Origin of the sequence: Nonomuraea mangrovi (genome assembly GCF_042681425.1) — a bacterium.
In the GTDB taxonomy this organism is placed as follows: Bacteria; Actinomycetota; Actinomycetes; order Streptosporangiales; family Streptosporangiaceae; genus Nonomuraea; species Nonomuraea mangrovi.
The window spans coordinates 20,540-36,452 of record NZ_JBHUFV010000063.1 but is presented as its reverse complement, the minus strand read 5'-3'; the positions used below and the strand labels follow the sequence as shown (position 1 = coordinate 36,452).

Here is a 15,913-nt window from a genome sequence, read left to right as displayed (position 1 = left end):
GGTGTTCTTCAGCTCGAACATCTCGCCGACCGCGTCGACCGTCACCTTGCGGCTCAGGTCGCCCTTCGCCACGGCGGTCGTCACCTCGGCGATGTCACGCACCTGCGCGGAGACGCGAGAGGACATGGTGTTGACGGCCTCGGTCAGGTCGCGCCAGCTGCCCGACATGCCCTTGACGTTGGCGGCGCCGCCCAGCCTGCCCTCGGTGCCCGCCTCACGGGCGACCCTCGTCACTTCACTGTTGAACAGCGAGAGCTGCTCGACCATGCCGTTGATGGCCTTGCCGAGCCGCCTGACCTCGCCCCTGGCCGAGCGGTCGAGATCGATCCTGCGGGTCAGATCACCCTTGGCGACGGCGTCGATGACGTCGGCCGCACCCGTCACGGGGCTGACCAGCGCGTCGATGAGGGCGTTGACGGACTCGACGCTCTCCGCCCACGACCCCACACCCGGGCCGGGCGTCAGGCGCTCGCCGAAGCGCCCCTCCTTGACCACTTCCTTGCGCACCCGCGACAGCTCGTTGCTGAGGTGCTCCCTGCGGTCGGCCACTTCGTTCAGCAACAGCCTGATCTCGCTCAGTATCCCCGGCGGTGCGTAGGGAACCCGGCGCCGGAAGTCGCCGTCGCGCCATGCGAAAAGTGTCTCGAGAACGGGGACGAGGTCGGACTCTGAGTACGTCCTCTCTTCCGCAGCAGGCGCGGTCTTGGCCGTCGTCATAGGGTCTCCTCCACTCCCGGGGTGCCGCCGTGAGTGATGCAAGTCTGTCACGATGAGTAGCTCGTAGTCCTGTCCTTGGATTTACCCCAAGTCAATGGGAAGTGTGGTAGGCACGGAACGATGACAGCTTCTTCCCGCGCGGTGCTGGCGGCCACGTTCGCGCCAGGCGAGACCGCCGTCCCCTCCGCGAGAAGGTTCACCCGTGAGGTGATGACCGCGTGGGCCGCCTCAACGGTGCTGCCTGCGGCGGAACAGCTCGCGGAAGAGCTGGCCGCGCAGGTCGCCGAGGCTCCGTTCGAGATCGTCTGGAAGCACTACGGCGACGCCGTACAGGTGGAGTTCAGGCAGCGGACCGCTCCCAACGGGGACCCGAAGGGCCCCTCCGTGGATGTCGAGGAATGGGGGATCACCTTCGCGGGCGATTCCCGTGTCCATTGGGCAAGGCTCACGCTACCTGGCTCGGCGGACCGGGTGGCAGCCGAATGGGCGGAGGAGACCTCCAGGGGCCCGCACTGGCTCGGCTTCCTCGCCGACGCCAGCGACCTGCTGGCGGGCACGCTCGACCCCGACATGGTGCCGGCGATCATCGCGCAGATCGTCGTGCCGAGGCTGTCGGCGTGGTGCGCCGTCTACACCTCCGACACGGGGTCGGGGCCGCGCAGACTGGCCTACCTGTGGCACGCCGACGAGGCGCGCATCGACGGGCTGCGCGAGCAGCTGACGGAGCTCAACGTGCCCGACAGCACCGCGGCGAGCCTGCAACTGGCCGACTCCCAGGTGCTGGCGGTACCGCTGATCGCGCGCGGGCGCTCGCTGGGCGCGATGTGCCTGGGCCGCCCCGACCGGTTCACCGACGAGAGCATCCAGTTCTCCGAGGACATCGCGCGGCGCGCCGCGCTCGCCATGGACAACGCCCGCCTGTACGCCCAGCAGGCCGCCGCCAACAGGGCCTTGCAGCGCAGCCTGCTGCCGCCGAACGAGCCGGAGGTGCCGGGGCTCGACTACGGCGTCGTCTACGAGCCTGCGGGTGAGGCCAACGAGGTCGGCGGCGACTTCTACGACCTGTTCAAGGCCGGCGACGAGTCGTGGCGGTTCGCGATCGGCGACGTCTGCGGCACGGGCCCCGAGGCCGCCGCGGTCACGGGCCTGGCCCGCCACACCCTGCGCCTGCTCGCCAGGGAGGGGTACGGCGTGGCCGCCGTCCTCGGCCGGCTCAACCAGGCCATCCTCGAGGAGGGCGAGCGCGCCAGGTTCCTGACGCTGCTCCACGGCGACATCACCCCCCTCGAGAGCGGCGGACTGGAAGTGCGGCTGGTCTCCGCCGGGCACCCCGAGGCGCTGCGGCTCAAGCCGAGCGGCGTCGTCGAGCCCGTCACCACCCCGCAGTCGCTGCTCGGCGTCTTCCCCGAGGTGGTGTTCGAGGCGGACACCATCCACCTCGACCACGGCGACGTGCTGCTGGCGGTGACCGACGGCGTCACCGAGCGGCGCAGCGGCGGGCGGCTGCTCGACGACGACGGCGGCCTGGCCAAGCTGCTGGCCGAGTGCGCGGGCCTGTCGGCCAGGGCCGTCGCCGAGCGCATCCGCAGAGGAGCGGCCGACTTCGCGCCCGAACCGAGCGCGGACGACCTGGCGATCCTCGTCCTGCGCGCCCGCTAGTCGCGCTCGACCGTGTCCTCCAGCACGATCCTGCCGATGACCTCGTACTTCTCGGGGTTGCGCGCCTTCAGGTAGAGGGCGGTCGCGGCCCCGAGCACGGCCAGGCCCAGCACGATCCACGGGATCGCGGTGAAGAACGCGCTCTTGGACGCGTCGCCCGCGGCCGCCTCCTGGTTCTGGAACAGCAACAGCACCACGTACGCCATGGCGAGCCCGCCCACCAGCGGGGCGATCAGTGTCCGCCACACGCCGGCCGTCTCGGGGTGCTTCTTCCTGACGTGGAAGTAGCCGATCACCGAGAACGAGCACAGCGTCTGCACGATGAGGATCGCCAGCGTGCCCAGGACGGCCAGCAGCGTGTAGATGTGGATGTACGGGTCCATTCCCGCGAAGAAGAAGGCCAGGACCAGCACCACCGAGATGGCGCTCTGCACGAACCCCGCGATGTGCGGCGATCCGTGCGTCGGGTGGGTCGCGCCGAGGGTGCGGCCCGTGCCGGGGATCAGGTTCTCCCTGCCGAGCGCGTAGAGGTAGCGCGCGGCGCAGTTGTGGAAGGCCATCGAGCAGGCGAACGACCCGGTCAGGATGAGGATCTTGAACAGGCCGACGGCCCAGGAGCCGAGCAGCTGCTCGGTGGGGTTGAAGAAGATCCCGGCGAACTCCTTGGCGGCGATCTCCGGCGCCTTCACGCCGTTGGCCGCGACCGTCATCCAGGAGACGAACGTGTAGAACAGGCCGATGCCGACCACCGAGACGAGCGTCGCGATCGGGATGATCTTCTTGGGCTCGCGGGACTCCTCGCCGTACATCGCGGTCGACTCGAAGCCGACCCACGACCAGAAGCACATGAACAGGCCCAGGCCGACCGCGCCCGCCTGCAGGCCGGTGGTCTGGAAGGCGTTGGCGGGGTTGAGCGTGGAGGCCATGAGGCCGTTGGGCCCGCCGCCGTTGAGGAGCGTGGCGACCGCGACCAGGCCGAGCATGAAGATCTCGGTGATGAGGAAGACGCCAAGGACCTTGGCCGTCAGGTTGATGTCGAAGTAGGTGAGGATCAGGTTCAGCGCCAGGCCGAGGAAGGCGAACCACAGCCAGTGGATGTCCACCCCCGCCAGCGACTTGAACGTGTCGTTGGCCGAGTAGGCGAAGAAGCCGATGATGGAGGCCTCGAAGACGACGTAGGCCATGGTGGCGAGCAGCCCGGAGACCATGCCGACGATCTGGCCGAGTCCGTGCGAGATGTAGCCGTAGAAGGCTCCGGCCGCCGTGATGTGCTTCGACATCGCCGTGTAGCCCACCGAGAAGATCGTGAGGACGGCGGTGGCGAACAGGTAGCCGGCGGGGACGCCCAGGCCGTTGCCGAACCCGACGACGATGGGGACGTTGCCGGTCATGGCGGTGATGGGTGCCGCGGTCGCCACGGCCATGAAGATGACGCCGACAAGCCCGACGGCGTCCTTCTTCAGGCGGCTGACGCCGGCGGTTTCGGTAGTGGTGCTCACAGATTCGCGCCCTTCGGCTGGGGAGTGGCGCGATGGTGACAGTGGCCGAGGCTGACATTCAAGCCGGGAGTTCGGCCAACCTATTACGCTATGTCAGTCGTGATCCCATGCTTACGCATGAAATTCAGCATGATCGACATCTGATCGATGCGTTCGGCGACGACCAGGGCGCCGCGGCCCGCGTCGTAGTAGCGGACCTCGTGCTCGTGGCCCAGCTCGGCCAGGCGGCTCACGTACGACTCGAGCTGCCGCAGCGGTGAGCGGGAGTCGTTGACCCCCGCGAGGATGAGCAGCGGCCGCTCGACCTGCTCGACGTAGGTGATCGGCGAGCTGTCGCGATAACGGTCGGGCTGCTCGTCCGGAGAGCCGCCGAGCAGGGAGCGCTGGTGGGCGCGCAGGCCCTCCACGTGGTCCTCGTAGGCGGTGACGTGGCAGGCGATGGGAGCCGCGGCGATGCCGGCCGCCCACAGCTTGGGCTGGACGCCGAGACCGAGCAGCGTGAGGTAGCCGCCCCACGAGGTGCCCGCCAGCACCGTCCTGTCCTGGTCGACGACACCCTGGGCCACCACCCATTCCCTGACCGCCGCCACGTCGGCCAGCTCGAGATGGCCGACCTCGCCGTGCAGCGCGTCGCGCCAGGCCGAGCCGTACCCCGTCGAGCCGCGGTAGTTGACGCGCACGACCGCGAAGCCGGCGTCGACCCACGCGGCGACCTCGGGGGAGAAGGCGTCGGAGTCGTGCAGGTGAGGGCCGCTGTGCAGGAGGAAGACGGCGGGGAACGGTGCCGAGCCCGTCTCCGGCCTGGAGACCAGGGCGTGGATGCGCCCGCCCGGGCCGGGGACGTCGATGTCCTCCACGGGGACGCTCGTCGGGGCGGCGGGGCCGATCGCGTTCATCACGACATGGCCGCTGCTCGACCTGATGACCGGCGGGCGCGACGCGCTCGACCACGAGTACTCCACGTGGCCGCCAGGGCGGGGCCTGGCCTCCTCGATGACGCCGTGGGGCGTGTCGATCAGCGTGAGGCCACCGCCGCCGAGGTCGTAGCGATGGAGGAAGGTGCGGGCGCGGTTCTCCCTGATGATCAGCAGGGCTCTGCCGTCGTCGTACCATTCGGCGGTCAGCTCGCCCGCGTCCTTGAGCCAGATCTCGCGCTGCTCGCCGGTCTGCGGGTCCCAGACCAGTGGCTCGTGGCGCTGGCGGCGTTCGTGCAGGGTGAGCAGGCGGCGGTCGCCAGGGATGGGTCCGAAGCGCAGGCCGATCACGCCCTTGCCTGGGCCGTCGTGCAGTTCGCCGACGCTCTCGCCGCACTGCTTGAGCACGCGGAGCGCGGGGTGCCGGAAGTCGCCGTGCTCGCTGTGGTTGATGGCGACGAACTCGCCGTCGAGCGACATGTCGGTGACCCATGCGGCCTCGGAATGCTCGTAGAGCAGGCGGCTGGATTCGCCGGGCCGTACGAGATGGGTGGTGAACGTGCCGGCGCGGGCGAGGCTGACGACGGCGAGGCCGGTGGCGGACAGCGCGATGCCGCCCGGCTCGCTGGGCGGCAGGTCGGGAGCGACCTCCTCGTCGGTACCGCCGGCGAAGCGCTGGCGCATCCAGACGCCGACGGCGTCGCCCTCGGTGGTGGCGAACCAGTAGATCCAGTGTCCGGTGGGGTCGAGGGCGGCATGGTCGGTGCCCTGCGCCTGATTGGTGACCTGGCGGGTGAGGCCGGTCGTGCGGTCCCACGCGTAGATCTCCCATACGCCCGAGGCGTTCGAGCGGTACAGGGAGCGGTTCGGGGCCTGGCGCGCCCAGACGGGCAGTGTCATGCTGGGCGCCCGGAACCTGGCCTGCCAGCGTTCCTCCGCCTTCATCCGCCGCCTCCCCCTCCTCAGTTGCCGTCCAGTATTGCGTCTGGGTCGATGAAATACCTGAGGAATGTGAGGGAATTTCGGACTAAATGCCCCATCAGTAACATCAGTACCGGATGCCCGTCAAGGAATGGACCTTGATTGGGGGGCCGCTCGGAAGATAGACAGGCGAAAACTGGCAATTGCTGGAGTCCATTCCGGAAATTTCCGGATTTGGTCGGTGAGGTGGCTCTGGTCCTTGTGCCACGCGCTCGGCCCCATACCCACCACCAAGGCCACATCGTCCCGCGACAGCGCCATCTCGAACCTCACCTCCCGCCTGTCCGTCTCCGTGAAGCCTCTCAGACTCTCCGCGACCCGGTGCTCCTTCGCCTCGTCCACCGACAGCAGGCCCAACTCTCGCACCAGCGGGCTCAGATGGTCGCCTGCCGGAGTGACCACGATGAGGTTGCCGCCCGGTCGCATGATTCTGGCGAACTCGGCGCCGTTGCGCGGCGCGAACACGTTCATCACCACGTCGGCGACGCCGTCCTTGACCGGCAGCGGTTTCCACACGTCCGCCACGAACGCTCCCACGCGCTCGTGCGCCTTCGCCGCGCGCTTCACAGCGTGCTTGGAGATGTCGAACGCCATGCCGGTGGCGCCCGGTACCGCGTCGAGCACCGCGCTCACGTAGTACCCCGTCCCCGCCCCCGCGTCCGCCACGACGGGGCTCTCCGCGCTCGCGGGGATCACGGCGCCGGCCGTCTCGGCGAGCGCGCCGGCCAGCGGCGCGTAGTGTCCCGCCGCCAGGAAGTCCGCCCTGGCCGCCACCATCGCGGGGCTGTCAGCGGTCCCCGGCGCCTGCGACCCGGTCAGCAGGCTCACGTAACCCTGCCGGGCCACGTCGAACACGTGCCCCTGCCCGCAGCGCACGCCCCCCGCTTCGAGCCTCAGCCCGTCGAGGCAGACCGGGCAGCGGAGGTGTTCGACGATGTCAGCCAACATCCCCCCATCATGGCGCTCCGCTGCGCCCGGTACGGCACGCGTCGCTCGCCGGAGACCTTCGGGGAAGCCTGGAGGCCTTCGGGGAAACCTGGAGGCCTTCGGGGAAGCTTGGAGACCTTCGAGGAGGCCTGGCGGCCTTTGCGGAAGAAGGTGGGGAACCTGAGGAAGGGGGTGGGGAACCGGAGTGCCGGACCGGTCACGCCGTCTCGGCGAGAGTGAGGAAGGCGGCGTTGGACGGGGTCTCGCGGAGCCTGCCGACCAGCAGCTCCATGCCCTGCTGCTTGTCGAGCCCGCCGAGCATGCGGCGCAGCCGCCACACGACCTGCTGCTCGTCGGGGTGGAGGAGGATCTCCTCACGACGGGTGCTGGACGCGTCGAGGTCGACGGCGGGGAACAGCCGGCGCTCTGCCAGGGAGCGGCTGAGACGCAGCTCCATGTTCCCCGTCCCCTTGAACTCCTCGAAGAACGAGTCGTCCATGCGGGAGCCCGTCTCGACGAGCGCGGTGGCGAGGATGGTGAGCGAACCGCCGTCCTGGACGTTGCGGGCGGCGCCGAAGAAGCGCTTGGGCGGGTAGATGGCTCCGGCGTCGATGCCGCCCGACAGGATGCGCCCGCCGGCGGGCGCGAGGTTGTTGTAGGCGCGGCCGAGCCTGGTGAGCGAGTCGAGCAGCAGGACGACGTCGTGTCCCTGCTCGACGAGGCGTTTGGCGCGTTCGAGCGCCAGCTCGGCGACCGCGGCGTGCTCCTTGTCGGGCCGGTCGAAGGTGGAGGCGGCGACCTCGCCCGCGATGGTCTGGCGCATCTCGGTGACCTCTTCGGGACGCTCGCCGACCAGGACGACCATGAGGTGCACGTCGGGGTGGTTGCGTGAGATGGCGGCGGCCAGCGCCTGCAGGACCATGGTCTTGCCCGCCTTGGGTGGGGCGACGATCAGGCCGCGCTGTCCCTTGCCGATGGGCGCGACCAGGTCGACGACCCTGGTGGTCAGCGACTCCGTCTCGATGGACAGGCGCTCGCGGGGGTGGATGGGGGTCAGGTCGGCGAAGTGGGGCCGGTCGCGCCAGTTGGCGCGGCCGTTCACCTGCTCGACGGAGACCAGCTTGGCGCCTGCGACGGTGGCGGTGACGTGGTCGCCGCTTCGCAGGCCGAGCTGCTTGACCCGGTCCAGCGGCAGCCGTACGTCGTCGGGGCTGTGCCGGTAGCCGGAGGGGCGCAGGAACGCGCTCTTGTCGCGCACCTCCAGCAGGCCGGTGACCTGCCGGGCGGGTGCGGTCGTGCGGGGGTGGGGGATGGTCTGGACAGACATGATGAACCCTCCTCGAGGGCACGCCTGGGGAACAGGCGGTGAGTGAAGAAAAAGAGGTGCGGGCCCTCAGCACGGGCCCTTCATGGAAGTCAGCGGAGCCGTAGACGCTCAACGCTGATTCGCAAGATACCACGTGAAACGCGAACCGCAAGATTTCTATTCCGCTTTCCCCACGCGGTCTCCATCTCCGGGAGCACAATCTGTCAAGCGGCCTGCAGGGCTTCTGCAATCGTCGGAGGCTCTCATGGAGTCACGAACTTCAAGGGGGATGTCATGCAGAAGACCCTGTGCCCTACGTGCCACACGACCCTCGACGAGGGCCCCATCATGTACCGCTGCGCGCACTGCCGTCGCGCCGTGTTCGCCGCCGACCTGGAGAACGAGTACGTTCCCCAGCTAGTTTTGTCGGATGCCGCATAAGTCAAGAATCGTGGCCGATGTCGAGATCACCCCACTGTGTGATGCCATCGGTCCGATGGGCCCCTCGCTCCGCCTGCCGTTCCTCGAGACCTTTCTCGGGGCGGAGGCCGACGAGGGCGAGTGGATCCTCCACTTCCACTGCTTCCTCCTGCGGGACCGCCAGGGTCACGTGACCCTGGTCGACACCGGCATCGGGCCCACCTCCACCTGGGCCCCCGCCCCCGGCGCGCTCCTGAGCGAGCTGGCCGCCACGGGGCTCGCGCCCGGCGACGTCGACACCGTGATCATCACCCACCTGCACAGCGACCACTTCGGCGGCACGATCGCCGACGGCCAGCCGGTGTTCGCCAACGCGCGCCACGTCGTCCAGCGGGCCGAGATCGAGGCGACTTCCGTCCTCGACCCCGTCAGGGAGTTGCTGGACGTGGTCGACGGCGACGCGGAGGTCGCCCCCGGCGTCGTCGTACGGCTGACACCGGGCCACACGCCGGGACACCAGTCCGTCGAAGTGGGCGACTTCACCATGATCGGCGACGTCCTGCACCACCCCGTGCAGCTGGCCGACCCGACGATCCGCTACGTCTACGACGGTGACGCCGACCTGGCCGCCAAGACGCGGCTGGACCTAGTCGGCAGGCTGCGGGCGGAGGGCCGCCTGCTCGGCACCTCTCACTTCCCCGAGCCCTTCGTCGAGCTGGGCTAGGAGCCTTCGGGCCTTGGCCCGGTACCTCAGCACCTGCACCACGCCGAGCAGCCAGACCGGGTACTGCACGGCCATCGCCCAGTGGTAGTCGCCGGTCAGGTCCATCGTGACTCCCACCAGCGCGATCACCGACATCGAGGCGAGGAATCCGCCGCCGTTCACGATGCCGGTGGCCGCGCCGATACGGCCCGCGGGGTTGAACGTCCTGGCGTAGTCGAAGCCGATCATCGAGCCGGGTCCGTTCGTGGCGAGCACGACGACCAGCACCACCAGCAGCCAGAGCGGCGCCCTGCCGCCCGGCCACAGCAGCACCGCCGTCCAGGCGGTCGCGGTGGAGCCCGTCACGGTCAGGACCATCCATGACCTGCGCAGCGGGAACCGACCCGCCAGGTAGCCGAGGACGGGCCCGCACAGCATGCCGACGCCGGTAAGCGTCGAGAGCAGCACGCCCGCGGTGGCGGGGGCGAGGCCCTGGCCCTGCACCAAGTACGGGTAGCCCCACAACAGCAGGAACGCCGCCGCCGAGCACTGGGTGGCGGCGTGGGTCCACATGCCGAGCCTGGTGCCTGGCTGCATCCAGGCGGCCTTCAGTCCCGGCTCGGGCCGGCCCTCGGAGGGGCGCCCGTCGCGCAGGACGGCGGCGACGAGGACGGTGGCCAGCACGCCGAGCCCCGCGGCGCCGAGGAAGGTCGGCGTCCAGCCGTACGTGTGGAGGGAGCCGATGATCGGCACAGTGGACGCGATCGCGCCGAACTGGCCGATGAGGCCGGTGAGCTGGACCACGACCGGGTTGCGGCGGGCCGGGAAGGAGAGGTTGACCAGCCTGATCACGCTGATGAACGTCATCGCGTCGCCGGCGCCGACGAGCGTCCTCGCGACCAGTCCGAGCAGCAGGTCGTCGGCGAAGGCGAAGACGACCTGGCCGCACGACATGACGAGTGCCCCGATGAGCAGCATGCGCTTGGAGCCGAGCCTGTCGACCAGCACGCCTACGGGGATCTGCATGGCGGCGTAGACGAGGAGCTGGAGCATCGCGAGGGTCGCCAGGCCCGACGCGCCGAGGTCGAGGCGGGCGGCGGCCTCGAGGCTGGCGACGCCGAGGGACTGGCGGTGGAAGACCGCGACGAAGTAGGCCAGGACGCCCGTCAACCAGAAGATGAACGCGCGTCTTGTCATGGGGACAAATCCTATCTTTTTTGTAGGATCTTCCCATCACCGGGTGTCACCTTGCCGCAGGAGGCGCCACCAGCCTGGATCGGCGCCCCTCTCCCCGCAGGGGTTGTAGGTTGATCAGCGTGAGCGTGGACACGGAGTTCTGGGCGTCGCTGAACAAGGTGCTCGCCGGCGCGGGCGCCTACATCACCGACCCGCAGGGCAGGGCGCTGCTGGTCAAGCCGAACTACCGCGACCACTGGGGTTTCGCGGGCGGCCACGTCGACGAGGGCGAGGACCCCGCGCAGGCCTGCGCCCGCGAGGTCGTCGAGGAACTCGGCATCACGCTGCCCGTCGGCGACCTGCTCGTCGTGCAGTGGGTGGGAGCGTTCGGCGAGCGGCCCCACCCGCTGGTCCACTTCCTCTTCGACTGCGGCACTATTCCCGCCGACACCGCCGTCTCCCTGCAGGCGGAGGAGCTCGACGACTACGGCTTCTTCACCGAGGAGGAGGCCAGGAAGCTGCTGCCACCCTGGGCGGGCGACCGGGTGCCCGCCGCGGCCGCCGCCAGGGCCAGCGGCTGGAGCCGCTACCTTCCTCCCGTCAGCGCGGCCTGATCGGACAGCAGGGCCGCGGGCAGCGTCACCGCCGCCGTGATCCCTCCGTACGGCGAGGGCCGCAGCCGCACCGTGATCCCGCGCCTGGCCGCAAGCCTGGCCACCACGAACAGCCCCAGCCTCTCGCTCTCGGCCAGGTCGAACTCGGGCGGCTCGGCCAGCCTGGCGTTGAGCTGGCTCAGCTCGGCCTCGGGCAGCCCGAGCCCCCGGTCCTCGATGTCGATCTGCAGCCCGTCGGACACGCTGTGCGCGCGCACGTCCACTCTGGTCTGCGGCGGTGAGAACAGGGTGGCGTTCTCGACCAGCTCGGCCAGCAGGTGCACGACGTCGGTCACGACCGAGCCCGCCACCGCCACGCTGGGCGGCTGCGCCACCTCCACCCTGGCGTACTCCTCGACCTCGGCGACGGCCGCCCTGATCACGTCCATGACGGGCACGGGGTTGCGCCAGCCGCGGCCTGGCGTCTGGTCCGAGAGGATGATGAGGCTCTCGGCGTGCCTGCGCATGCGGGTGGTGAGGTGGTCGAGCTTGAACAGGTCGTCGAGGGTGGCCGGGTTCTCCGTTCGCCGTTCCATGCTGTCGAGCTGGAGCAGCTGGCGGTGCAGCAGGGACTGGTTGCGCCTGGCCAGGCTGACGAAGACCTTGCGCACGCCGTCACGCAGCTCGGCCTGGTCGACGGCCGCCTCGACGGCCGTGGACTGGACGGAGTTGAACGCGTGGAGGATGTCGCGCACCTCGGTGGTCTGCGCGCCGGTGTCGAGCGGTTCGACCTCGGGCCTGGCCCCGCCCTTGCGCAGATGCTCGACGACGCCCGCCAGCCGTACCTCGGCGAAGTGGGCCGCCGCGTCGCGCAGGCCCGCGAGCTCGCGCACCAGCCTGCCGCGGAAGCGCAGGGAGAGCACGATGGAGGTGACGACGGCGAGCAGGCCGACGCCGCCGGCGATGCCGATCTTGATCAGGATGTTCGTGGCGGTCGGGTTGACCCGGTCGACCAGTCCCTGGACTGCTTCGGACTGGTTGCGCTCGACGGCCGCGGCCAGGGCGTCGCCGCGCGACAGCCACGTGCTGGCGGTGGCGGGCAGTCCGTTGGCGGTGGCCTGGCCGCGGATGGCGTCCTCGATCGCGACGAAGTCGCGGTAGACGGCGGAGTCGGTGAGCTGGTGGTAGGCGCCGGAGACGTCGGGGTCGAGGTGGGTGAGCGCCTGCGCGTAGAGGAGGCGGCGCGTGGCCGACATCTCGGTGAACTGGGCCCGGTCCGCGGGGCGTACCCTGCCGGCCTTGAGCACGTGCACGATCATCGCCCGCTCCCTGGACAGGAGCTCCTTGGCCTCGCCGAGCATGGTGACCGACCTGGCCAGCCGGTAGAGGGCCATGTCGGGCACCAGGATCATCTGGTCGTACATGCGGAAGGAGGCGTCCACGATGTCGCTGTAGGTGGTGATCACCTGGATCGTGTCGATCGTGCGCGCGTCGACGCCTCTGCGGAGCTCGGGGATCCTGTCCAGCTCGCTGTTCAGCGCCTTGAGCTGGAGGGCCATCTCCGGCGAGACGTTCTCCTGCAGGCTCGCGCGCCGGCGGAAGGTCGCCACGGCGGTGTCGGTCCTGCTGCGCTGGTTGATGAGCTCCTTGTACGGCGCGGAGGACGAGAGGAACTCGGCCGAGGCCAGCCGTTCGTGCTGGAGCTGGATGTTGATCTGCTCCGAGGGATTGGCCAGGTTGGTCACCAGGTTGTTGATCTCCAGGAGGCGCATTCCGTCCCCGCCGGTCAGCGCGGCCGCGAACGCCCACAGCCCGACCAGGGAGATCAGCGGGACCGACAGCAGGACGAGCAGTTTGAGCGCGATGGGGCGACCGGGGCGGGTGAAGCGCCTTTTCATGGTGAGATCGTCTCGCAGATCACACCCCTTTTGGGAGGTTTCCCGTGCGCTTGCCCCGATCAATGTCTGGATGGACGATCGCCGTCTTCGGTCTCCTGGCCTTCGCCCTGGGGCTTTTCGGGTTGATCAGGCCGGACGATCTGCTCGGACTGTTGGGGTTCCAGGTGCTCGAGACGCGCGGGCCAGGCGACTACACGAAGGTCTACATGGCCGCCTCGTCGATGGCCGCGGTCAACATGGGCGTCTACTACATGCTGGCCGCGGCCTCCGACTGGACACCGTTCTTCCGGTGGACCGTGCCGTTCAGGATGGTGACGTTCGCGGTGTTCACCACCCTGGTGGTGACGGGCGCCGCACCCGCCGAGTTCTTCGGGGTGGGGCTGTGGGAGGGGCTCGGCGCCCTGGTCACCGGTCTCGCGCTGTGGCGCGAGGGCAAGCTGGTTCAGCGCTCGTCCGAGCGGGGACCCGCCACCAGGTGATCATCGGGGTGCGGCGCCTGGCGGGGGACCGTACGCGTCTCGGTGGCGGCGACGTCGTCGTTGTCGTGCAGCTTCCGCTCCAGCGCCCGCTTCTCGTCCTCGAGCTTGGCGACCCGGTCGTTCGTCTGGACCCGCGCCTCCCGCAGCCTGCGGCGGTGCAGGACGGACCGGCGCGAACCCGAGCCGATCATCGAGAGGCCGAGGAGCAGGACTCCGGCCGTCGCCGCGCCCACGAGGAACATCTCCAGGTGGGACGGTTCGAAGGTGTAGCCGAAAACGGTGTAGGTGGTATCGGGTTCCATCGCGACCAGATAGATGGCCGCGGCTGCGATCAGGACCAGGATCAGACCCAACACGATCACTGAGCTCACCTCTCTTCAGGGACGGGCACCCCTCTGCCCCTGAATGATGGAGTCATGCGACCAGACGTGGGCCAGGTGCTTCACTTCTCCGAAGATCCGACGATCAAGAGGTTCGTGCCCCATGTCGCGAAGACGTCGCGTCAGAGCACGCCGTACGTGTGGGCGGTGGGCGCGGACCGCTGCCCCGACTACTGGTTCCCGCGCCACTGCCCTCGTGTCATGGCCTGGAAGGGATCCAGGACCCGGGCGTGGGACGTCGAGCGCATCGTGGGCGCGGGGTGCGGCGAGCGCGTGCACGCCATCGAGTACGGCTGGCTCAGGCCGATGATGGAGGTGCGGTTGTACGCCTACCGCCTGCCCGCCGCCGCCTTCGTCCCGATCGGTGAGCCGCCGCACGCGGTGGTCGCCGAGGTGCCCGTGGAGCCGCTCGGCCCACCCGAGCCCGTCACCGACCTGATCGAGCTGCACGAGGAGGCGGGGATCCAGTTGCGCGTGCTGGACAACCTCTGGCCGTTCTGGAACCAGATCACGGCCAGCACGATGGAGTTCAGCGGGATCAGGCTGCGGAACGCTCGGCGATCAACGAGCTGAGCTCGCCGACCGTCATCGAGCCGGGCCCGCGTCGCTCGCGGGCGGCCCTTCCCGCCTCGCGCTGGAGCACCTCGTTGACCGGTGTGGCCACGCCGTGCATGCGGCCGAGCAGGGCGATCTCGCCGTTGAGGTAGTCGGCCTCGATCGAGCCGCTGCCCCTCGCGAGGCTCTGCCAGGAGGAGCCGCCTCCGCGCTCGACTCCCTCGATGGTTCTGAGCTGGATCGGCTCACTCTGCGCGTGTTCGATGCCGGCGGCCGCGAGGACGGCGAGGCCCTCCGCCCTGGCCTGCTCGAACAGTTCGTTGATGCCGGGCTCGCGGCCGCAGAGCGCCTCCACCGCGTTGCCGAGGTTGCCGAGCAGCTTGCCGTACTTCCAGCGCATCACATCGGGTACGGCCAGCGCGTCGAAAGCGCTCTTGGACAGGTCGCCGGCCATCGTCTCGGCCAGTTCGTCCACACCCTGTGGATAACGTCCGATGTGCAGCCGCCCGGAGAGCGGTGACCCGAAGGCGGCGACCACACCCGGCTCCATGTGCAGCGCGGGCAGGTAGACGCACATGCCGTAGACCCGCTCGAACCGCCGCAGCGCCATACGCTCGTTCGCCACGCCGTTCTGCGCGCACACCACGGGCAGGTCGGTGGGCCACGACTCGAGCGCGGCGATGGTGTCCTGCGACTTGGTGGCCACCACCAGGACGTCCGCGTCCACCGGCCCGTCGGCGACGGGAACGCTCAGCCGCTCGTCGGAGTCCGGGGTGGCGAGTCGCAGCCCCTGCTCGCGGAGTGCCTCGTAGTGTCGCCCTCTGGCGATCAAGGTGACGTCGTGTCCGTGCTGGAAAAGGCGACCGCCGATGGTTCCGCCGACCGCCCCTGCTCCGATCACTGCGTAATGCATGGATCAAGCATGTCACCATTCAGGACGGATACGGCTTTTCCCCGCTCGCGCCAGATCGTCTTGAGCACGCGCCATCCGTCGCGGACGGCGTGCAGGTTGCTCTCCCCGTGGATCCTGGACCGCTCATGGCTGGGCACCTCGCGGATGACCAGGCCCGCCTTGGCGGCCCTGACGTTCATCAGCGTCTCGATCTCGAAACCGTCGCAATCGAGTGCCATCGCGTCCAGGTGCCGGGCCCAAAAGGCGTTGTAGCCGTAGCACAGGTCGGTGTAGCTGGTGCCGTACAGGCTGTTGGTGATGAAGGTCAGCACCCGGTTGCCCAGGGAGCGGATCGGGCTGATGTCGTCCGATCCGCCGCCCTCGACGTAGCGCGAGCCCTTGGCGAAGTCCGCGCCGTCGATCAGTGCCTTGACGAACAGGGCGATCTCATGACCGTCGGTCGAGCCGTCGGCGTCGATCATGACGATGATGTCGCCCTTGGCGGCGGCGAAACCCTCGGTGAGGGCGTTGCCCTTGCCGCGCCTGGTCTGCGTGACCACGCGCAGGTCGGGGCGGAGCCTCTGGGCCACCGCCACCGTGTCGTCGGTGGAGTTCCCGTCGACCAGGATCACTTCGTCGATCCAGGCGGGCAGAGTCGCGAAGACGTGTGGAAGGTTGTCGGCTTCGTTCAGTGCGGGAACCACGACACTGACGCTCGCGGCGGAGGGGCCTCTGTTCATGTGACCAAGGTCCACGATCTCGCCTGCAACTCGCTTGACATCCTCTTGAATCGGGTGATGATCTACCGCATTTC

At 69.3% G+C, this 15,913-nt stretch carries 16 protein-coding genes; 6 read left to right on the top strand and 10 right to left on the bottom strand.

Annotated features, from left to right (window positions below):
- On the bottom strand, positions 1-717 hold a 717-nt coding region (locus ACFSKW_RS43550; protein WP_379580358.1), incomplete at its 3' end, for a HAMP domain-containing protein.
- A gap of 120 nt (positions 718-837) precedes the next feature.
- Here ACFSKW_RS43550 and ACFSKW_RS43545 point away from each other — a divergent pair.
- Positions 838-2,376 (top strand): PP2C family protein-serine/threonine phosphatase, encoded by a 1,539-nt coding sequence (locus ACFSKW_RS43545; RefSeq protein WP_379580357.1) that lies wholly within the window; start codon positions 838-840, stop codon positions 2,374-2,376.
- On the opposite strand, the gene ACFSKW_RS43540 is transcribed toward ACFSKW_RS43545, so the two are convergent.
- From ACFSKW_RS43540 to rho, 4 genes are all read right to left on the bottom strand, one after another.
- Complete coding sequence (locus ACFSKW_RS43540) at positions 2,373-3,875, bottom strand: APC family permease (RefSeq protein WP_379580356.1); 1,503 nt, start codon at positions 3,873-3,875, stop codon at positions 2,373-2,375. The genes ACFSKW_RS43545 and ACFSKW_RS43540 overlap by 4 nt on opposite strands.
- 83 nt (positions 3,876-3,958) lie before the next feature.
- Positions 3,959-5,734, bottom strand: a complete 1,776-nt coding sequence (locus ACFSKW_RS43535; protein WP_379580355.1) for a S9 family peptidase — start codon at positions 5,732-5,734, stop codon at positions 3,959-3,961.
- 120 nt (positions 5,735-5,854) lie between these two features.
- Positions 5,855-6,718 (bottom strand): putative RNA methyltransferase, encoded by an 864-nt coding sequence (locus tag ACFSKW_RS43530; protein ID WP_379580354.1) that lies wholly within the window; start codon positions 6,716-6,718, stop codon positions 5,855-5,857.
- A 196-nt stretch (positions 6,719-6,914) separates the two neighbouring features.
- Positions 6,915-8,024 (bottom strand): transcription termination factor Rho, encoded by a 1,110-nt coding sequence (rho, locus tag ACFSKW_RS43525; RefSeq protein ID WP_379580353.1) that lies wholly within the window; start codon positions 8,022-8,024, stop codon positions 6,915-6,917.
- A 273-nt stretch (positions 8,025-8,297) separates the two neighbouring features.
- Between rho and ACFSKW_RS43520 the strand changes: the two genes are divergently transcribed.
- Together ACFSKW_RS43520 and ACFSKW_RS43515 are read left to right on the top strand one after the other, a co-directional pair.
- Complete coding sequence (locus ACFSKW_RS43520; protein WP_379580352.1) at positions 8,298-8,444, top strand: hypothetical protein; 147 nt, start codon at positions 8,298-8,300, stop codon at positions 8,442-8,444.
- A 55-nt stretch (positions 8,445-8,499) separates the two neighbouring features.
- On the top strand, positions 8,500-9,147 hold the full coding sequence (locus ACFSKW_RS43515; protein ID WP_379580351.1) for an MBL fold metallo-hydrolase: 648 nt from the start codon (positions 8,500-8,502) through the stop codon (positions 9,145-9,147).
- Here ACFSKW_RS43515 and ACFSKW_RS43510 read toward each other — a convergent pair.
- A complete protein-coding gene (locus ACFSKW_RS43510) occupies positions 9,070-10,323 on the bottom strand; it encodes an MFS transporter (RefSeq protein WP_379580350.1) in 1,254 nt (417 codons plus the stop codon). The genes ACFSKW_RS43515 and ACFSKW_RS43510 overlap by 78 nt on opposite strands.
- A 119-nt stretch (positions 10,324-10,442) precedes the next feature.
- Here ACFSKW_RS43510 and ACFSKW_RS43505 point away from each other — a divergent pair, with 119 nt between their 5' ends.
- Positions 10,443-10,916 carry an NUDIX domain-containing protein gene (locus tag ACFSKW_RS43505; protein WP_379580349.1) on the top strand — a complete coding sequence of 158 codons (474 nt, stop codon included), beginning with the start codon at positions 10,443-10,445 and terminating at the stop codon, positions 10,914-10,916.
- Here ACFSKW_RS43505 and ACFSKW_RS43500 read toward each other — a convergent pair.
- Positions 10,889-12,793 (bottom strand): sensor histidine kinase, encoded by a 1,905-nt coding sequence (locus ACFSKW_RS43500; protein WP_379580348.1) that lies wholly within the window; start codon positions 12,791-12,793, stop codon positions 10,889-10,891. The two genes, ACFSKW_RS43505 and ACFSKW_RS43500, sit on opposite strands and share 28 nt — an antisense overlap.
- Positions 12,794-12,855: 62 nt before the next feature.
- Between ACFSKW_RS43500 and ACFSKW_RS43495 the strand changes: the two genes are divergently transcribed.
- A complete protein-coding gene (locus ACFSKW_RS43495) occupies positions 12,856-13,272 on the top strand; it encodes a hypothetical protein (protein ID WP_379580347.1) in 417 nt (138 codons plus the stop codon).
- Here the strand turns inward: ACFSKW_RS43495 and ACFSKW_RS43490 are convergent.
- The gene (locus tag ACFSKW_RS43490) at positions 13,236-13,634 is read right to left on the bottom strand and encodes a hypothetical protein (protein ID WP_379580346.1); all 399 of its coding nucleotides are present in this window, start codon (positions 13,632-13,634) and stop codon (positions 13,236-13,238) included. The genes ACFSKW_RS43495 and ACFSKW_RS43490 overlap by 37 nt on opposite strands.
- A 54-nt stretch (positions 13,635-13,688) precedes the next feature.
- Between ACFSKW_RS43490 and ACFSKW_RS43485 the strand changes: the two genes are divergently transcribed.
- On the top strand, positions 13,689-14,225 hold the full coding sequence (locus ACFSKW_RS43485; protein WP_379580345.1) for a DUF6886 family protein: 537 nt from the start codon (positions 13,689-13,691) through the stop codon (positions 14,223-14,225).
- Here ACFSKW_RS43485 and ACFSKW_RS43480 read toward each other — a convergent pair.
- Both ACFSKW_RS43480 and ACFSKW_RS43475 read right to left on the bottom strand, forming a co-directional pair.
- Positions 14,191-15,120: a ketopantoate reductase family protein gene (locus ACFSKW_RS43480; RefSeq protein WP_379580344.1), complete on the bottom strand. Its 930-nt coding sequence runs from the start codon at positions 15,118-15,120 to the stop codon at positions 14,191-14,193. The two genes, ACFSKW_RS43485 and ACFSKW_RS43480, sit on opposite strands and share 35 nt — an antisense overlap.
- Positions 15,105-15,839, bottom strand: a complete 735-nt coding sequence (locus ACFSKW_RS43475) for a glycosyltransferase family 2 protein (protein ID WP_379580343.1) — start codon at positions 15,837-15,839, stop codon at positions 15,105-15,107. Before ACFSKW_RS43475 ends, ACFSKW_RS43480 begins: the two co-directional genes overlap by 16 nt.
- Between the last annotated feature and the right edge of the window lie 74 nt (positions 15,840-15,913).

What these genes read in the sequence shown, in the direction of transcription:
- ACFSKW_RS43545 (WP_379580357.1), top strand. Translation starts at nt 838, where the DNA reads ATGACAGCTTCTTCCCGCGCGGTGCTGGCGGCCACGTTCGCGCCAGGC.
- ACFSKW_RS43535 (WP_379580355.1), bottom strand. Translation starts at nt 5,734, where the DNA reads ATGAAGGCGGAGGAACGCTGGCAGGCCAGGTTCCGGGCGCCCAGCATG.
- ACFSKW_RS43530 (WP_379580354.1), bottom strand. Translation starts at nt 6,718, where the DNA reads ATGTTGGCTGACATCGTCGAACACCTCCGCTGCCCGGTCTGCCTCGAC.
- rho (WP_379580353.1), bottom strand. Translation starts at nt 8,024, where the DNA reads ATGTCTGTCCAGACCATCCCCCACCCCCGCACGACCGCACCCGCCCGG.
- ACFSKW_RS43520 (WP_379580352.1), top strand. Translation starts at nt 8,298, where the DNA reads ATGCAGAAGACCCTGTGCCCTACGTGCCACACGACCCTCGACGAGGGC.
- ACFSKW_RS43515 (WP_379580351.1), top strand. Translation starts at nt 8,500, where the DNA reads ATGGGCCCCTCGCTCCGCCTGCCGTTCCTCGAGACCTTTCTCGGGGCG.
- ACFSKW_RS43510 (WP_379580350.1), bottom strand. Translation starts at nt 10,323, where the DNA reads ATGACAAGACGCGCGTTCATCTTCTGGTTGACGGGCGTCCTGGCCTAC.
- ACFSKW_RS43500 (WP_379580348.1), bottom strand. Translation starts at nt 12,793, where the DNA reads ATGAAAAGGCGCTTCACCCGCCCCGGTCGCCCCATCGCGCTCAAACTG.
- ACFSKW_RS43495 (WP_379580347.1), top strand. Translation starts at nt 12,856, where the DNA reads ATGTCTGGATGGACGATCGCCGTCTTCGGTCTCCTGGCCTTCGCCCTG.
- ACFSKW_RS43485 (WP_379580345.1), top strand. Translation starts at nt 13,689, where the DNA reads ATGCGACCAGACGTGGGCCAGGTGCTTCACTTCTCCGAAGATCCGACG.
- ACFSKW_RS43480 (WP_379580344.1), bottom strand. Translation starts at nt 15,120, where the DNA reads ATGCATTACGCAGTGATCGGAGCAGGGGCGGTCGGCGGAACCATCGGC.
- ACFSKW_RS43475 (WP_379580343.1), bottom strand. Translation starts at nt 15,839, where the DNA reads ATGAACAGAGGCCCCTCCGCCGCGAGCGTCAGTGTCGTGGTTCCCGCA.